Annotated in this window: 18 protein-coding genes; all 18 read right to left on the bottom strand. The window is 44.5% G+C overall.

Annotated elements, in window-relative coordinates:
• Positions 1 to 1,832: DNA gyrase subunit B (locus HUT38_03175; protein NUQ57459.1), on the bottom strand; the 1,832-nt coding region annotated here is incomplete at its 3' end.
• A 66-nt stretch (positions 1,833 to 1,898) separates the two neighbouring features.
• The gene (locus HUT38_03170) at positions 1,899 to 3,167 is read right to left on the bottom strand and encodes a hypothetical protein (GenBank protein ID NUQ57458.1); all 1,269 of its coding nucleotides are present in this window, start codon (positions 3,165 to 3,167) and stop codon (positions 1,899 to 1,901) included.
• Between the two features lie 2 nt (positions 3,168 to 3,169).
• The gene (gene pheS, locus HUT38_03165; protein NUQ57457.1) at positions 3,170 to 3,979 is read right to left on the bottom strand and encodes a phenylalanine--tRNA ligase subunit alpha; all 810 of its coding nucleotides are present in this window, start codon (positions 3,977 to 3,979) and stop codon (positions 3,170 to 3,172) included.
• Positions 3,980 to 4,091: 112 nt separating this feature from the next.
• On the bottom strand, positions 4,092 to 4,358 hold the full coding sequence (locus tag HUT38_03160) for a hypothetical protein (GenBank protein ID NUQ57456.1): 267 nt from the start codon (positions 4,356 to 4,358) through the stop codon (positions 4,092 to 4,094).
• Positions 4,336 to 4,863 (bottom strand): hypothetical protein, encoded by a 528-nt coding sequence (locus HUT38_03155; GenBank protein NUQ57455.1) that lies wholly within the window; start codon positions 4,861 to 4,863, stop codon positions 4,336 to 4,338. The genes HUT38_03160 and HUT38_03155 overlap by 23 nt, the downstream gene beginning before the upstream one ends.
• Positions 4,864 to 5,017: 154 nt before the next feature.
• Positions 5,018 to 5,227, bottom strand: coding sequence for a hypothetical protein (locus HUT38_03150; protein NUQ57454.1), 210 nt, complete (start codon positions 5,225 to 5,227; stop codon positions 5,018 to 5,020).
• Between the two features lie 44 nt (positions 5,228 to 5,271).
• Entirely contained in the window at positions 5,272 to 5,529 is a 258-nt protein-coding gene (locus tag HUT38_03145; protein NUQ57453.1) for an MGMT family protein, read from the bottom strand.
• A gap of 5 nt (positions 5,530 to 5,534) precedes the next feature.
• A complete protein-coding gene (gene guaB, locus HUT38_03140) occupies positions 5,535 to 7,043 on the bottom strand; it encodes an IMP dehydrogenase (protein NUQ57452.1) in 1,509 nt (502 codons plus the stop codon).
• Between the two features lie 119 nt (positions 7,044 to 7,162).
• On the bottom strand, positions 7,163 to 7,465 hold the full coding sequence (locus HUT38_03135; GenBank protein NUQ57451.1) for a nucleoside triphosphate pyrophosphohydrolase: 303 nt from the start codon (positions 7,463 to 7,465) through the stop codon (positions 7,163 to 7,165).
• Between the two features lie 39 nt (positions 7,466 to 7,504).
• Positions 7,505 to 8,161, bottom strand: coding sequence for a Type 1 glutamine amidotransferase-like domain-containing protein (locus tag HUT38_03130; GenBank protein NUQ57450.1), 657 nt, complete (start codon positions 8,159 to 8,161; stop codon positions 7,505 to 7,507).
• A gap of 3 nt (positions 8,162 to 8,164) precedes the next feature.
• The gene (locus HUT38_03125; protein NUQ57449.1) at positions 8,165 to 8,584 is read right to left on the bottom strand and encodes a hypothetical protein; all 420 of its coding nucleotides are present in this window, start codon (positions 8,582 to 8,584) and stop codon (positions 8,165 to 8,167) included.
• The gene (locus tag HUT38_03120; protein NUQ57448.1) at positions 8,574 to 9,032 is read right to left on the bottom strand and encodes a four helix bundle protein; all 459 of its coding nucleotides are present in this window, start codon (positions 9,030 to 9,032) and stop codon (positions 8,574 to 8,576) included. The genes HUT38_03125 and HUT38_03120 overlap by 11 nt, the downstream gene beginning before the upstream one ends.
• A 54-nt stretch (positions 9,033 to 9,086) precedes the next feature.
• A complete protein-coding gene (locus HUT38_03115; protein ID NUQ57447.1) occupies positions 9,087 to 9,479 on the bottom strand; it encodes an NUDIX domain-containing protein in 393 nt (130 codons plus the stop codon).
• 5 nt (positions 9,480 to 9,484) lie between these two features.
• Positions 9,485 to 12,016 carry a preprotein translocase subunit SecA gene (gene secA, locus HUT38_03110; GenBank protein ID NUQ57446.1) on the bottom strand — a complete coding sequence of 844 codons (2,532 nt, stop codon included), beginning with the start codon at positions 12,014 to 12,016 and terminating at the stop codon, positions 9,485 to 9,487.
• A gap of 137 nt (positions 12,017 to 12,153) precedes the next feature.
• Positions 12,154 to 12,324: a hypothetical protein gene (locus HUT38_03105; GenBank protein ID NUQ57445.1), complete on the bottom strand. Its 171-nt coding sequence runs from the start codon at positions 12,322 to 12,324 to the stop codon at positions 12,154 to 12,156.
• Complete coding sequence (locus HUT38_03100) at positions 12,321 to 13,895, bottom strand: AarF/ABC1/UbiB kinase family protein (protein NUQ57444.1); 1,575 nt, start codon at positions 13,893 to 13,895, stop codon at positions 12,321 to 12,323. The genes HUT38_03105 and HUT38_03100 overlap by 4 nt, the downstream gene beginning before the upstream one ends.
• 13 nt (positions 13,896 to 13,908) lie before the next feature.
• On the bottom strand, positions 13,909 to 14,064 hold the full coding sequence (locus tag HUT38_03095; GenBank protein ID NUQ57443.1) for a hypothetical protein: 156 nt from the start codon (positions 14,062 to 14,064) through the stop codon (positions 13,909 to 13,911).
• 297 nt (positions 14,065 to 14,361) lie between these two features.
• The gene (locus tag HUT38_03090) at positions 14,362 to 14,793 is read right to left on the bottom strand and encodes a hypothetical protein (protein ID NUQ57442.1); all 432 of its coding nucleotides are present in this window, start codon (positions 14,791 to 14,793) and stop codon (positions 14,362 to 14,364) included.
• Positions 14,794 to 14,879 lie beyond the last annotated feature (86 nt).

Genomic DNA, 14,879 nt, shown 5'->3' with positions numbered 1-14,879 from the left:
GTCGTCTCCCAAAGCTCGCCCGGATTCATTTCTCCCAAGCCTTTGTAGCGCTGGACGGTGTAATTTTCTTTGCCCTTCATCAGCTTGCTTTTTTCCGCATCGTTGTAGGCGTACAAAATGTCTTTGCCTTTGAAAATTTTATAAAGCGGCGGCTGAGCGATGTACAAATATCCCTGATCTATAACCGGCCGGTAATGCCGGAAGAACAGGGTGAGCAAAAGCGTGGTGATGTGCGCGCCGTCCACGTCGGCATCGGTGGCGATGATTATTTTATGATAACGAAGTTTGGACAGGTCAAACTCGTCGGCGATGGCGGCGCCCAAAGCTATCACCAGAGCTTTGATTTCCTTAAACGCCAGCATCTTGTCTATGCTGGTTTTCTCCACGTTGAGAATCTTGCCTTTGAGCGGCAAAACAGCCTGGAATCTCCTGTCCCGCCCCTGCTTGCCGGAACCGCCGGCGGAATCTCCCTCCACGATGAACAGCTCCGACTCCTCCGCGTCTTTGGATTGGCAATCGGCCAGCTTGCCCGGAAGGGTCAGCCCTTCCAAAATTCCTTTCCTTAAAATACTCTCTTTGGCAGCCTTGGCGGCTTTTCTGGCTTTCAACGCCAAGACAACTTTGGAAACTATAGCTCTGGCGTCGTCCGGATTTTCTTCCAAATAAAAAGCGAACGATTCGCCGAAAACCGTTTCCACCGCTGTTCTGGCTTCTGGATTGCCCAATTTTGCTTTGGTCTGCCCTTCAAATTGCGGTTCTCTTAATTTGACCGATATAACAATAGTCAGACCCTCCCGCACGTCCTCGCCGGTAAAATTTTCCTCCGCCTCTTTGATGAGATTGTTTTTGCGGGCGTAGTCGTTGATGGTGCGGGTAAGCGCCGTTCTAAAGCCCGTCAGATGCATGCCGCCGTCCGGCGTTTTGATGTTGTTGGCGAAGCTGGTTTCTCTGGTGTCTATTTCTTCTATGTACTGCAAAGCGCACTCCACCATTATCCCCTGCGCCTCTTTTTCCGCGTAAAAAACTTTGTCGTGAATAGGCTTTTCTCCTTCGTTTAGATAACGCACCAAAGACATCAAACCGCCTTCAAAATAAAAGGTGTAAGATTCCACCGGCAGTTTGAGCGAATCAAGATAAAGAATTTTTGAATCGTCAATTTTTTCGGCGTAATCGCGCAAATCCATCACTCTTATTCTCAAACCCTTGACGAGATACGCCTGCTGGCGGAGATGATTTAAAATCGTGTCATAATTGAACTTTGTTTCGGAAAATATTTTAGGATCCGGTTCAAAGGTCACCACCGTGCCGCGAAAATCAGACGAGCCGATTTTCTTAACCTTTGCCTTCGGCTTTCCCATTTCATATTCCTGGATATATTTGCCGCCGTTTTGGTGCACCTCGGCTTTCAACCAGGTGGAAAGAGCGTTAACGACGGAGGCGCCGACACCGTGCAAACCGCCGGCAATTTTATAAGATTCTCCGCCAAACTTGCCGCCGGCATGGAGCGTGGTCATAACCGTTTCCAAAGCGGAAACGCCGGTGTGTTTGTGAATGTCCACCGGTATACCCCGGCCGTTGTCGGCCACCCTGATTCTCTCGCCCGGCAAAATCGCCACTTCTATCTCGTTGGCGTGGCCGCCCATGGCCTCGTCGCGGGAGTTGTCAAAAATTTCCCAAACCAGATGATGCAGGCCGTCTATGCCGGTGGAACCGATGTACATACCCGGCCTTTTGCGCACCGGCTCCAGCCCTTCCAGCACGTAAATATCATCGGCTGTATAGTGTTCTTTAGGCTTTTTATCCTTATTTTCCTTAGTATTTTCGCTAGCCATAACTAATGTCAGTTTAGCATAAAAAATCGCGTTTTCCAACACTTTCTGTGCATAAAAAGAGATTTTTTATTTTCTTACCTCCCAATCCGGATTGGCTTCAACGGCCGCAAAAATTTTTTCCATTATCTCGTTGACTTCCGTGTCGGTAAGGGTTTTGTCCGGCGATTGGAAAATCAGATGGAAAGCCAGACTTTTTCTTTCGTCGTTTTCATAAATATCAAAAAGGTCGTCGTCTTGCAGCAATTCTCCGGCGGCGTTTTGGATAACGTCTTCCACCTGGATCACCTTAGTGTCTATCGGCGCGAAAACGGCTATATCTCTGACAACGGCCGGATATTTGGAGATAGGCCGATATTCCGCCTCCTCGTCGGCCAATTTTACCAACTCGTCCAAATTGAGCTCAAGGTGATTATGATTAACAACGCCGATATCGGTGTTGCCTACTCTTATATCCGCCACGCCGTCTTCCGACGTTTCGTAATAAAAATCGGTTATGCCCAAACCTTCCAAAACGGCGTCAACCGCGCCCTTCATTTCGTAAAAGTCGGCTTTGTTTGAAGCCGCCGCCAGCGAAAGAGTCTCCCCTTCTTTAGGGAAAATTTTCCCGATCTCAAATAATTTTATATCCTTAAAATATTTTGTGTTGTTTTTTACGGTTTCCAAAAGTCCGTCCGTGAGATTGATTCTTAGAAACTTTTTGTCTTTTGCAATGGGGTTTTGCAGCTCAAGCTCGCCTTTTTTGACAAAAGAATAGCTGTAAACTTCGGAAAATCCCAAACCAACCAGAATATTTCTTACCGCGGCGGCGAAAAAACGGCTGTCGTTTCTTTCCGGCAGCGTCAAAAGAGCCTCTGGCGCTTTTTCTTCTATTTTATCGTAGCCGTAAATTCTGGCCGCTTCTTCAATCACATCCTCTTTGATTTTCAAATCAGGTCTTTCCGACGGAACGCCGACAAAAAGAGTATCGTCTTTTTGTTTTACCTCCATCCCCAGCCGGATTAATATTTCCGTTATTTCTTTTTCCGGAATTTTTACCCCCAGTATTTTCTCAAAATCAGCGATCTTAACCGGAATAATTTCCCGTTCTTTCGGTTCGGGAAGATTTATTTTCGCGTCCAACTTCAAAGCGGCGGCAATGTCTCTTATAACGCCAAAATAGTCAACATAATCGTACGCCCTGTCCGGCGTAACTTTGACGTTAAAAACAAAATCGCCGTCTTTTTCCTCCACGCTTTCCACCTCCTGCGAATGCATGGTCAAAATTTCCGCCAGCTCGTCCGGTTTGGGCAGTTTTTTTTCAAAATATGATTGCAGCCAAGAATAACTAATTTGCATAACTAAAATTGTCTAATAAACCTTAAATCTCCCGAGTAAAACAAACGCACGTCGTCAATTTTGTATTTTATCATCGCCAGCCTGTCCAAGCCCATGCCGAAAGCGAATCCTTGCCAGCCTTGCCCTTCCAATTTTACGCTTTCTAAAACTTTCGGGTGGACCATCCCCGCCCCGCCTATCTCCAGCCATTTGTCTTTAAACTTCATGTCTATTTCCACTCCGGGTTCAACGAACGGAAAGTAGCTCGGGCGGAAACGAACCTCAATTTTATCGTCGTTGAAAAATCTTTGAAGAAAAATTTTTATCACCGCCTTGAGATTTGCGAGATTGGTTTTTTTGTCTATCATCAGAGCTTCCAGTTGGTAAAATTGTATCTCGTGCGTGGCGTCAGTGGCCTCATAACGGAACACTCTGCCCGGCGCGATAATCCGAAACGGCGGATTATGCGTTTCCATGTATCTTATCTGGACATTTGACGTATGCGTCCTCATCAAAAACCTTTCCTCTTGTTTCAGATCTTGCCTGTCGGCAGACAGGTTTGAGATTTTAGATTTTAGATTTAATATTTTCTGGCTGTCTTTCAGCCAGAAAGTGTCCCACATCGCCCGCGCCGGATGGTCTTTGGGGATATTTAGAGCGTCAAAATTATAAAACTCGTTTTCCAATTCCGGCCCATCGGCGATCTCAAAGCCCATTGATTGGAAAATGTCGCACGCCCTTTCCGTAACCTGTGTCAGCGGATGCAAATGCCCGCGCTCGGATTTTTTACCCGGAGCGGTAACGTCTAGGAATTTTTTGACATTTTTGCTCATTGAAATTATGATAGCATTTTTTTGAAAAAAAAGGAGCCCTCGCGCGTGTTCCTCCAACACGACACGAGGGCTTTAAGTATTGCCTAATATTTTTTTTATTTATTTTTATCCTTTAACCTAGGGTAGGAGAGAGTGTGGGTTGTCTGAATATGTGGCTAACCCTTGGGAAAATTTTGTTGTGCACCCTTACTGAGCCAGAATCGACCAGTTCAAATTCCTTGTCCTTTGGCGCGTGTATTTCGCATGGCGTTGAGACAAATATCGTTTTGCTTCCCCATTTATTTTCGTCTTCACCAATGAGCGGCTTTTCTCCGCACCCGACACAATAATGCTTTACATCATTACTTACCACTTTTTTATTTGCCGTCTTTTTCCCCATTTTTTACTTTTCCCCTTTCCTTTTTCCTTGTTACATCCCTTAAAAAAGCCAGAAACAACCCGAGTTGGCACCTGTCATCAGGCCGCCTGCAATTCATGCAAAAAATCTTCCCGCGCTGGAACAGATTACACAAAAACCAAATGGACATTAAGCGATCATATTGACCAAACACCTCCAACACCAAATCATTTACGCGTGAGAACATAATTCCCATGTTTTCCTCTTTGTTCACAAAACGGGGCTGATTCAAAACTATATCCTGATAAAAAAATTTCACACCCATTTCGCTTATGATCTTGGGGTCAAGCTTATTAACATAACCCATCTTGTGAACCGTGCTATTTATTTCTGAACAATCACCTAGTGCCAAAATAAAACGATTGCCCGACCTCCCCTTATGCCCTACTTCCATTAAAGTTTCTTTCCGCCTTTCTGGCGGTACCAACAACGTGCTTATCATATTAACCCCTTTGAAGAAATAAAAACCTCCCAAAATAAGATACATTATTTTTATTTCCCTCCTCCTCCTTTTCTTTTCTTTCTTCTATTCGCTCCCACCTTTCCTTTCTCAAAAATTAATAAAATAAATTGTTAAGAAGCTATTAACTTCCAATATAGCAAAAAAGAAGCCGGACGCAAGACCGGCTGTGAAATAACGTTCATTTATCTTTATTGAATAATTTGTCCGCTTCTTCCTTAATTTTTTCGCTTTCTTTAATTATAGTTTCAATTTTCCGCTTTTCTTTCATGATTTCTTCCTCCATAAGACCGGCAAACCTGTTTTGGTAACTGACAGCGTTTTTCGGATTGCCCTTATCTTGTTCTTGCTTGGACAATTGATTATTTTTTTCCTCAAAGTTTTCTTTCATATAAAAATTATCTGTACAATTTAATTATAATCCAATGCCAAGAATTAAGCACTATTATTTTCTTCATTTAGTATTTTCATTTTCAATTTCTTTCCGCGATTGTATCCGCCGATTGTCCCGTCGGAACGGACAACCCGATGGCACGGAATTTTCTGGTCGTAATTTTTGTTCAAAATATTGCCGACGGCTCTGAAAGCCCGCGGTGAACCGGCCGCCTCGGCCACCTGCTTGTACGTCATCGTCTGGCCTTTTTTAATGCCCTTAACCACCCGCAAAACCTTTTCTTTGAAAGATTCAATCATTGCCATCATTCCGCCACCTGATAATTCGGCGCTTCTTTAGTGATGAAAATGTCGTGCGGATGAGATTCGTCTTTGCCGGCGCCGGTTATCTTCACAAAGTCCGCTTTTCGCCTTAGCGACTCAATATCCTTGGCGCCCACGTAGCCCATTCCCCGTTTCAACCCGCCGATGTATTGGAATATGACCTGGGCCAGTTCGCCCTTGTACGGCTTCAACCCCTCCACGCCTTCGGCTATCAGCTCGCTTTTGCCGGATGAGGTTTGGTTATACCTTTCTCTGGAGCCTTTGTTGGCTTCCATCGCGCCAATGGAACCCATTCCCCGGTAATATTTCCACTGCCGCCCGTCTTTGAAGATAAGATCGCCCGGCGCTTCTTTGGCGCCCGCCAGCATGCTGCCCATCATTACGCTGTGAGCTCCGGCGCCTATGGCGATGGGAATGTCGCCGGAATATTTGAGCCCGCCGTCAGCGCAAACCGGCACCCGATATTTTTCCGCCGCCTTGGCGCAATTATAAACGGCGCTCACCTGGGGCGAGCCGATGCCGGCGATTATTCTGGTGGTGCAGATTGAACCCGGCCCCTGCCCGACTTTTATGCCGTCCGCCCCCGCCTCGGCCAGCCGTTTGGCGGAATCCGCCTCCGACACGTTGCCGACCACCACGTCAATTTCGTATTTCTTTTTTATTTTCTTCAGCGTGTCTATCACCGGTTTGCTGTCGCCGTGGGCGGTGTCTATCACCGCCACGTCCAGCCCGGCGCGCAAAAGCTTTTCCAGTCGATCAAAATCGTTTACTCCAATGGCCGCTCCCACCCTTAATCTTCCTTTGTTGTCCAGGTTGTACCCGGACGGGTTTTTCAGCACCACTCTTTTAACGTCTCTGAAAACATACATCCCTAAAACCTTTCCGTCTTTATCCACCAGCGGCAGGGCCTTCTTTTTGTTTTTGGACATAATTTCATAAGCCTCGGCGGCGCTTGTTTTGGGGCCGGCGGTAATTACCTTCTTTGTCATTATCTCCCCGATTTTAACCATAGAATCGGCGCAAAAATCAAAATCATTTTCCGTAATGATTCCAGCGAGCTTGCCTGCCTCGTTTAAAACAGGAAAAGTGTGGAAAGTGTATTCCTCATTTTTCCTCGTTTCCATAATTTCTCCGATGGTCTGACTCTCCAGCGCGCAAACCGGCTCCGCGATAAGCGCGTTAAGATAATGCTTCACTTTGGAAACTTCTTTCGCCTGCGCGTCCGGGTCAAGGTTTTTATGGATGATGCCGATGCCGCCGAGCTTGGCCATCTCAACGGCCATGGCATGCTCCGTCACGGTGTCCATGGCGGCGCTCACCACCGGAATTTTAAGAGAAATGTTTCTGGAAAATTTGGACTCCAGATTCACGCCGTCCGGCATCACCTCGGAGTAGCCGGACTTAAGCCGCACGTCGTCGTAAGTCAGAGCCTCGCCCAACTTGCTTACTTTTTCAAAAAATTTATCTTTGGGAAGTTTTGCTTTCGCCATAAATATAAGGGTAATAATAGCACACAATGAATTAAAATCAGCATGTAAAAAATGTTACCGTTTTTAAGCTCCAGCATAAATTTGGTAACATTTTTTTAACGGAGTTTTTATTTCTGTTTTTATGATTCCTCCAGAATAATTCTGTCTTTAAATCTTCCGCGCTCTTCCGCTTTCTTTTGCTTCACCTGTTCAATTTCTTTTCGGTCAAAATTTTTATAATCTATTATCGCGTCAATCACTTCTAAAATGTCGGCAATTTCTTCAATGTTTTCGTCTTGATTAAACTCATCAACTTCTTCCCGTAATTTTTCTTTTAGTTTCTGCCAATATTCCTCATCACCGGCAATGCGAAATTTGCACTCCTCTCCTTTTTTCCTTATCCTTTCCGGAATCTTATCGCGAACAAGTTTGTTGTATTTCATTTGTTATTGAGTGCCGCTTGTGCAACGTAACAATAGACATCAATTAAATTCAAACCACTCTCCATCGCTTACAACTTCAACCTTTCCATCAATAACCTTTAAAGCTGACTGGTCGTCAAGGGCATAAATTTTTTCGGTCATTCCTTTTACGGCTTCACCTATAAAATCTTTCCTAACCTTGTCAAAATACTGCGAATTAAGATGCGGCAAAACATAGAAATCTATCAAACAAAGCCCTTTCATATTTTCAAACTTATCCAAATCCTCTTTATATATAATATGTGATATATCCAGCGCCAAATCCTTACTGGCCACCATGCTTCCGGCGCTTACTCCGACATAGACTTTATCCTTTAATAATTCCGGCAAAATTTTTATAAGTCCTGATCTGTTTATCCATTCCATAAGGTGATAAGTGTTGCCTCCCTCAAAGTAAATTATATCGGCTTCCTCAAATCTTGGTTTCCATATTTTCTCATCAACGGCTGAAATATCGGCAATTTCAATTGATTTTAAGCCTAATTCTTTCAAACTTATTAAATCATCAATAAGCCAACTCTTATCTCCCTTTTCCACGTTTGACGCGGTAGGAACAAAAACCAAAGAGGTGTCTTCCGGTTTTTTACCAACCAAGTCAAATAAAGCATTCTCTATCTTTTTATTTTTTATTCCGGCTGATGTCAGGAGCAGTTTCATATTTTAATGTTTTCCTGAAAATAACTTTACCCATCCCAAATCAACGTATCGCTTTATATCTTCATAAAATATACTTTTTGAATCAGGCATTTTATTAATATAGATAATTATTTTATCATTTCTTGAAAAATTTAAACCCATAGAAAACGATAATTCCGCGAAAACCCCTGCGCCTATATAACCAACTATGCCATTTTTATCTTCATTGGCTATGAAGTGTATATTACATTTAGATAAAAAATTATAAAAATCCTTGTGGACGTTTGGCCAAACATTAAGGAAATTTTCTTCCACTATCTGAACTGGATAATTAATCACTTCATGTCCCTCATTTTTCCAATAATTTATCCATTTATTAATTGCCTCAATTTGAGATGCACTGGCGGAAATAACAACTTTTTTAGATTTTAGATTACTTCCCATAAAATCTTTCGTACAATTCGGGCGAGTTTGCTTTTATAATTTCTTTAACGGGGTCTGCTTTTTCCGCCGGTTTGAATTGCAAGCCGCCGCGAGCGCCACCTTTCACTTTTTCCGAAAAACTTGAAATAAGTTTTGAACACTCTTGCGCCAGATTGTTTAAATATTTAAATGTTTCAATATTTAAATACTGATTATCCAAAGCCACATACAACTGCGCGCGAACCTCGCCGGCGGAACCTTTCGCGATAAAAAGATAGTTCAGAAATTCCTGCCTGGTGCCTCTCTCAAACCCTTCGGCAATATTGCTCAAAACCGAAACCGACGCTCTTTGGATCTGGTCTTTGAAACCATAATCCCTGCAATCCTTAAAAGATTTATAGACATCGCGGGTCAGCACTCTCGCCTTTTTGAAGCAGAGCAAATCTTCAAATTTTTCTACCGTAGCCATCGATATTTAAATATTTAAATTTTTAAATATTATTTTCCGTGATATTTCTATCCCTTACTGCCTGGCACGCAGGATAATTTCCAATCTTTCCCGTATCTTCTCATGCCAAAACTTGAATTTGCCTATATTTTCCAACTTCAGCCAAGCATATCCTTGATGTTCGTGGCTTAGAACAACTTCGGGCTTCTCCTCTGCCTCGCACAAGAAAGTCACAATATATGTCTCGCCGCTATCGCTCATATCCACGTTTAGAATTTCTTTTACCTCAAAATTTTCTATTCCTGTTTCTTCTCTGATTTCACGCCTCAATCCTTCCAGCCAGCCCTCGCTTTCCAATCTTCCTCCTGGCAACATCCACTTACCATCTCTCTGTAAAATCAGAATTTCTCCACTTTTATTTCGGATTATCGCATTCTGATTTACTTTGAATAATTTATGGCTTTCCATAGTCCTCACGCTCCGTGACATTTCTTATATTTCTTCCCGCTTCCGCATGGGCAGGGGTCGTTGCGGCCGACTTCTTTGTTTGCCGCTGGATTATTTTGAGTAGAACTGTTTTGGCTCGGTTTGTCGCCTATGACCACGCCGGAAGGATGAGCTTCAATCACCTGCTGTTCCTTGGGCTGGCGCATATCTTCGCCGACTTTCAGCGCCATTTCAGCGATAGCGGCGTCTATGCCGCCTTCCATATCCCGGAACATTCTCAACCCTTCGTTTTTGTATTCCACCAGCGGGTCCCTCTGGCCGTAAGCGCGCAAACGCACTGACGAGCGCAAATAATCCATCGCCTCCAAATGCTCCACCCAGTGCATATCTATCGCCTGCAACATTAAAGCGCGCTGGACTCCGAAAAATTTTTCCTCGCCCAATTCTTCTTTTCTTTTTTCCAGCGCTTCTTGTTCTGGAATTATCGTCCGCAGTTCTTCAATTATAAAATTTTTGTCGCCGTGGAGAATTTTCTTGCGTTTTTCGTAAATGATTTTCCTTTGGTGGTTGAGCACGTCGTCGTACTCCAGCAGGTGTTTGCGGGTGTCAAAGTTGAACCCTTCTATCTTGGACTGCGCGGATTCTATGGCGCGGGAGAGCATCCTGTTTTCTATCGGCTCGTTTTCCGGAATACCCATCCGCCCCATAAAGTTCTTGAGCCGATCGGAACCGAAAATCCTCATCACGTCGTCTTCCAAAGAAATAAAAAACTGCGTTTCGCCCGGATCGCCCTGCCTGCCGGAACGCCCTCTCAACTGGTTGTCTATTCTTCTGGCCTCATGTCTTTCCGTGCCCAGCACAAACAGGCCGCCCAGTTTCCTTACCTCCTCCGCCTCTTCTTTTTTCGGCGGATTTCCGCCCAAAACGATGTCCACGCCTCGGCCTGCCATGTTGGTGGCGATGGTCACTCCGCCTTTATGGCCGGACTGGGCGATAATCTCGCCCTCCTCCTCGTGATGCTTGGCGTTGAGCACTTTATGCGGCACGCCTTCTATCTTAAGCAGAGAGGAAAGATATTCGTTTTTGTCTATGGAAACTGTGCCCACCAGAACCGGCTGACCTTTGCCGTGAAGCTCCTTTACCTTTTCCACGATGGCGCTGAATTTTCCTTTTTCCGTCTGGAAAACCAGGTCGGCTTTGTCCATCCTCGCCAACGGTTTGTTCGTCGGCATGTTTACCGTTTCCAGGTTGTAAACTTTGTGGAATTCTTCCGCCGAGGTGAGCGCCGTACCGGTCATACCCGCCAGTTTTTTGAACAATCTGAAATAGTTTTGGAAAGTTATGCTGGCCAGCGTGCGCGACTCTTTCTGCACCGATACGCCCTCTTTGGCCTCAACCGCCTGATGCAACCCCTCAGACCAGCGCCGGCCGGGCATCATTCTGCCGGTAAACTCGTCCACTATTATCACTTCGCCGTTTTTTACCACGTACTCTTTGTCTTTATGAAAAAGCGCCTTGGCTCTTATGGCCGTCTCCAGGTGGTGGACGTGTTTTATCCCTTTTTCCGTGTAGATATTGCTGACACCCAAAAGCTTTTCCGCTTTTTCTATGCCTTGTTCCGTAAGCGTTATCGCCCGATGCTTTTCGTCCACCTTAAAATCCGCCTCATTGTCCATCTTCTGGGCGATCTTGGCGAACATTATGTAAAACTCATCCGAGTCGGCGCTCGGAGCGGATATGATTAGCGGCGTCCTCGCCTCGTCAATCAAAATTGAGTCTATCTCGTCCACGATGGCAAAATTATGTTCTCTTTGCGACAAGTGATTGACGTCGTAGGAAATATTGTCGCGCAGATAATCAAATCCGAACTCGTTGTTGGTGCCGTAAGTAATGTCGGCCAGATACGCCTCTCTTCTGGAACACGGCCGCAGATATTCATGCACAACATGGAACGCGCCCGTGGTGTCCCTTTCTTGATCTAAACCGTCTTCGGTATTTTCAGTTTTAAGTTTTGCGTTGTCGTTTTGAGCTTTAAGTTTTGAGCTTTGAGCTTGCGTATGTTCCGCGTCGTATAAATAACTCGCCTCATGATTGATACACCCCACGCTCAATCCCAGCGCGTTGTAAATCTGCCCCATCCAGACAGCGTCTCTGCGGGAAAGATAATCGTTGACCGTCACCACGTGCACGCCCTTGCCGGTCAAGGCGTTAAGATACGCCGGCAGGGTGGCAACCAGCGTTTTACCCTCTCCCGTTTTCATTTCCGCGATTTTACCCTGATGTAAAACGATGCCGCCCAAAAGCTGGACGTCGTAATGTCTCTGTTTGAGCGTTCTTTTGGCCGCTTCGCGAACGGCCGCGAACGCTTCCGGCAAAATATCGTCCAGCGTCTGCCCTTCATCTAGACGTTTTTTAAACTCCTCCGTTTTTGCCTTCAGTTCTCCGGCGGACAGTTTTTCAAAATCTTTTTCCAGTTCATTTATTTTGGCAACGACAGGCTCTAGCTTCTTTAAAAAGCGTTTGTTGGAATCGCCTATGATTTTGGTTAAAAATGACATAGAAAATTAAATTCGAAATCCGAATATCGAAATCCGAAACAAATTATAATTTTTTAAATTCCAAATTTTAAACTGTTTTTAATTTTGTTATTTAGAATTTAGATATTGTTTCGTATTTCGTGCTTCGGGTTTTGGATTTATTTTATCTTCGGCGCTTTAAAGCCGATGTAAGCCACGCCGACGGTGCCGACAATCGCCACCATTAGAACCAGCGAGGTATTAAGCAGTCCGGGATCGGCCTTAAGGACAAGGTAGGTTGAGCCGAACCACATCACCGCCACCGCTATCGCCACCCAAGGATACTTCATATTGTTTTCTTTTTCTTTAATTCTTTTAACGCTTCGTAAACTTCCGGATATTTCTCCGCGTAATAAACAACGGTTTCCATCACCCTTTCTCTGGACGCCTTTATGTTCTCTTTGTGCTCCGCGGCTTCTTCCGTAAACTTTTCCCAATCGTCGCTGACGGAGCGGATTTTAGCGCCAATCTCTTCACGGTTTGTTTCGTTGTTTATCGCATCTTCAACTTTTTCAGCCGGAAACTCGTCAAAGAAAGAACTAAACGCCTTTATTATATCAAAAGAGGGCGACATTTGCAAAGCAATTTCCTCCACCAGCGCCAATGACCGAAGAAAGAGCAAAACGTCCAAAGGCAGCAAAACTCCCTTCATTTTCATCGCTTTCAAAAGACTAAAAACGGTTCCGGAAAACTTTCCTCCGGCGGAGGCGGCGCTTTCTTCCGGCTGTGGCTCTACTACCGCGGAAACAACGCTTTTGATCTCGTTTTTAAAATCTTCAAAAATCGTGTTTTTGATGACTTCGAAAAATTTTTCCGTTTTCCTGCTTTTTAAAATGTCGCTCTGGATGTAATTGTCCACCTCGCCGTTAAAAATATTTTTGGCCGTGTCCGTTATCAGCGCGGCGACGTCTTCCGCGCTCCTGGCGGAAAAAGCGCCGATTATTTTCAGCAATAGGCGGCGGTTTTCTTTCTCGGCTTCCGCGACGATTCCGAAATCAAGAAAAGCCAGTCTGTTGTCCGGCAAAAAAATGATGTTGGCCGGATGCGGGTCGGCGTGGAAAAACCCATCAACGAAATACTGGCGGCAAATTTCTGTCGTCAGGTATTCAGCTAGGATATCTGGTTCTATATTTTTCTCAACCAGCTCGTCTTTTTTATCTTTCCAAATATCAGCGTCACCGGCGGAAAACCCGTTATCTATAAACTCCTGAACTACAACTCTCGGAAAAGAAAACTGGGGATAATGCTTGGGGATAACGGTGGCCGGCCTCGCCTGGCTGTATTGGGAAAATGCTATCGCGTTGCCCGTTTCGTATCTGAAGTCAAGCTCGCTTCTCGTCCACTTTATAAATTCTTCGGCTATTTCTCTGGCGCCTACTAAAACCGAGGGGTTGAAAAAATCATAAACCGCCGCCAGGAATTTTATCGCGGCAAAATCGGTTTCAAAAACCTTTATCGTATCCGGGCGCTGGATTTTGACCGCCACCGTTTCGCCGTTATGGAGTTTGGCTTTATAAACCTGGGCAATGGAAGCGGAAGCTATCGGCTCGTCGCCGAACTCGGAGAAAAATTTACCAACAGTTTCCCCTGATTCCTCCACAAAAATATTTTGGATTTCAGAAAACGGAGCGGGCAAAGTCTTACCGCGCAACTTTAACAGCTCGGCGGAAAATCGCGGCGGCAGAAAATCTTGCCGCGCGGCCAAAATCTGCCCGAGCTTTATAAACGCTCCGCCAGACATCTCAAAAAAAAGCCGCAACTTCTGCGGCCGCGTCGTTTTGCGCTTGAATAAAACAACCAGCGCCACCCACAAAATCCGCGCCAGCCTTTTTAAAACCAGGGATGTTTTTGTCTTTGCCATCACGAAATTAAACCTAGTTTGACCGGAAACCGATGTAAGCGATAACCACCGTGGTCAAAACCGTAAAAACGTAAAAATTGTTCGGATTCTCCAGCCGGTCGGACAATATCAGCATTATGGCCGACAACCAGAGGGCGACCACCGCCAAACTCACCCAAGCGTAACGCATATGTGAATTAAATTCTAAATCCGAATATCGAAATTCGAAACAAATTATAAATTCTAATTTTAAAATTCAAAATAGTTTAGAATTTACAATTTAATATTTTGAAATTGTTTCGTGCTTCGTTCCGTCCAGAGAAGGCCGGTAAAGCTTGACTCCAACACATATCCTATGTGAGCGCTTATACCGGCCGTCGCTGGAAAGAAGTGATTTCAGTATAGCAAAAGAAAGGCAAAATAGAAAAGAGCCCTCATTCTTAAAAAAGAATTCGGGCTCCTAAAGGTTCAAAAAAATATCGCTATTTTACTGCAACTTGTGAGGCTTTTCAGCCAGCATGCCTTCCTTTTGTTTTTGTTCGTATAGCCGCCTTATTTTTATTATCAACCAAATATTGTCTTCAATATCGGCACATCTTTGTACTATTTTCGACATTTTTAATATTTCCTCTTGCAGGTGTTCGGGCGGGTTTTCGGGTATGTACTTTACAATCGTTTCCGCCACTTGGGTAAGCACGCTTCTTTTGTGATTAGTTAAATCCACCTTCATCTCAATAAGCACCTCGTCATTGAGATAGCCAAGGGTTTTAAACTCCTCGGACTCTTCCAGACTAGGCGCTTCCAACAAATTTTCCAACAGGTCTTCTTTGTTAAAACTAGGCGCCTCATTCCAACCAAAAGCAACATTGCCGCCAAATAAAAAACCAACAAAAATAAATATCCCCATCAGCGTCTTCATTGTCATTTCCTCCAAAAAAATTTGTTAAAGAAATGTTAGAAGAACACTCTTCTAAATTGGCCAACAAAACCTCTAGTGTTAAATTA

This window comes from Candidatus Paceibacter sp. (assembly GCA_013360865.1).
Taxonomy (GTDB): Bacteria; Patescibacteriota; Minisyncoccia; order UBA9983; family UBA9983; genus SURF-57.
The sequence above is the reverse complement of the archived record's forward strand: the minus strand, read 5'-3'. Positions and strand labels throughout refer to the sequence as shown.

Bases quoted from the DNA above. Each gene is read 5' to 3' on its own strand.
- pheS (NUQ57457.1), bottom strand. From the start codon at position 3,979: ATGAGCAAAAATGTCAAAAAATTCCTAGACGTTACCGCTCCGGGTAAA.
- HUT38_03130 (NUQ57450.1), bottom strand. From the start codon at position 8,161: ATGAAACTGCTCCTGACATCAGCCGGAATAAAAAATAAAAAGATAGAG.
- HUT38_03160 (NUQ57456.1), bottom strand. From the start codon at position 4,358: ATGGGGAAAAAGACGGCAAATAAAAAAGTGGTAAGTAATGATGTAAAG.
- HUT38_03090 (NUQ57442.1), bottom strand. From the start codon at position 14,793: ATGAAGACGCTGATGGGGATATTTATTTTTGTTGGTTTTTTATTTGGC.
- HUT38_03095 (NUQ57443.1), bottom strand. From the start codon at position 14,064: ATGCGTTACGCTTGGGTGAGTTTGGCGGTGGTCGCCCTCTGGTTGTCG.
- secA (NUQ57446.1), bottom strand. From the start codon at position 12,016: ATGTCATTTTTAACCAAAATCATAGGCGATTCCAACAAACGCTTTTTA.
- guaB (NUQ57452.1), bottom strand. From the start codon at position 7,043: ATGGCGAAAGCAAAACTTCCCAAAGATAAATTTTTTGAAAAAGTAAGC.
- HUT38_03125 (NUQ57449.1), bottom strand. From the start codon at position 8,584: ATGGGAAGTAATCTAAAATCTAAAAAAGTTGTTATTTCCGCCAGTGCA.
- HUT38_03170 (NUQ57458.1), bottom strand. From the start codon at position 3,167: ATGCAAATTAGTTATTCTTGGCTGCAATCATATTTTGAAAAAAAACTG.
- HUT38_03100 (NUQ57444.1), bottom strand. From the start codon at position 13,895: ATGGCAAAGACAAAAACATCCCTGGTTTTAAAAAGGCTGGCGCGGATT.
- HUT38_03155 (NUQ57455.1), bottom strand. From the start codon at position 4,863: ATGTATCTTATTTTGGGAGGTTTTTATTTCTTCAAAGGGGTTAATATG.
- HUT38_03115 (NUQ57447.1), bottom strand. From the start codon at position 9,479: ATGGAAAGCCATAAATTATTCAAAGTAAATCAGAATGCGATAATCCGA.
- HUT38_03105 (NUQ57445.1), bottom strand. From the start codon at position 12,324: ATGAAGTATCCTTGGGTGGCGATAGCGGTGGCGGTGATGTGGTTCGGC.
- HUT38_03150 (NUQ57454.1), bottom strand. From the start codon at position 5,227: ATGAAAGAAAACTTTGAGGAAAAAAATAATCAATTGTCCAAGCAAGAA.
- HUT38_03135 (NUQ57451.1), bottom strand. From the start codon at position 7,465: ATGAAATACAACAAACTTGTTCGCGATAAGATTCCGGAAAGGATAAGG.
- HUT38_03120 (NUQ57448.1), bottom strand. From the start codon at position 9,032: ATGGCTACGGTAGAAAAATTTGAAGATTTGCTCTGCTTCAAAAAGGCG.
- HUT38_03145 (NUQ57453.1), bottom strand. From the start codon at position 5,529: ATGATTGAATCTTTCAAAGAAAAGGTTTTGCGGGTGGTTAAGGGCATT.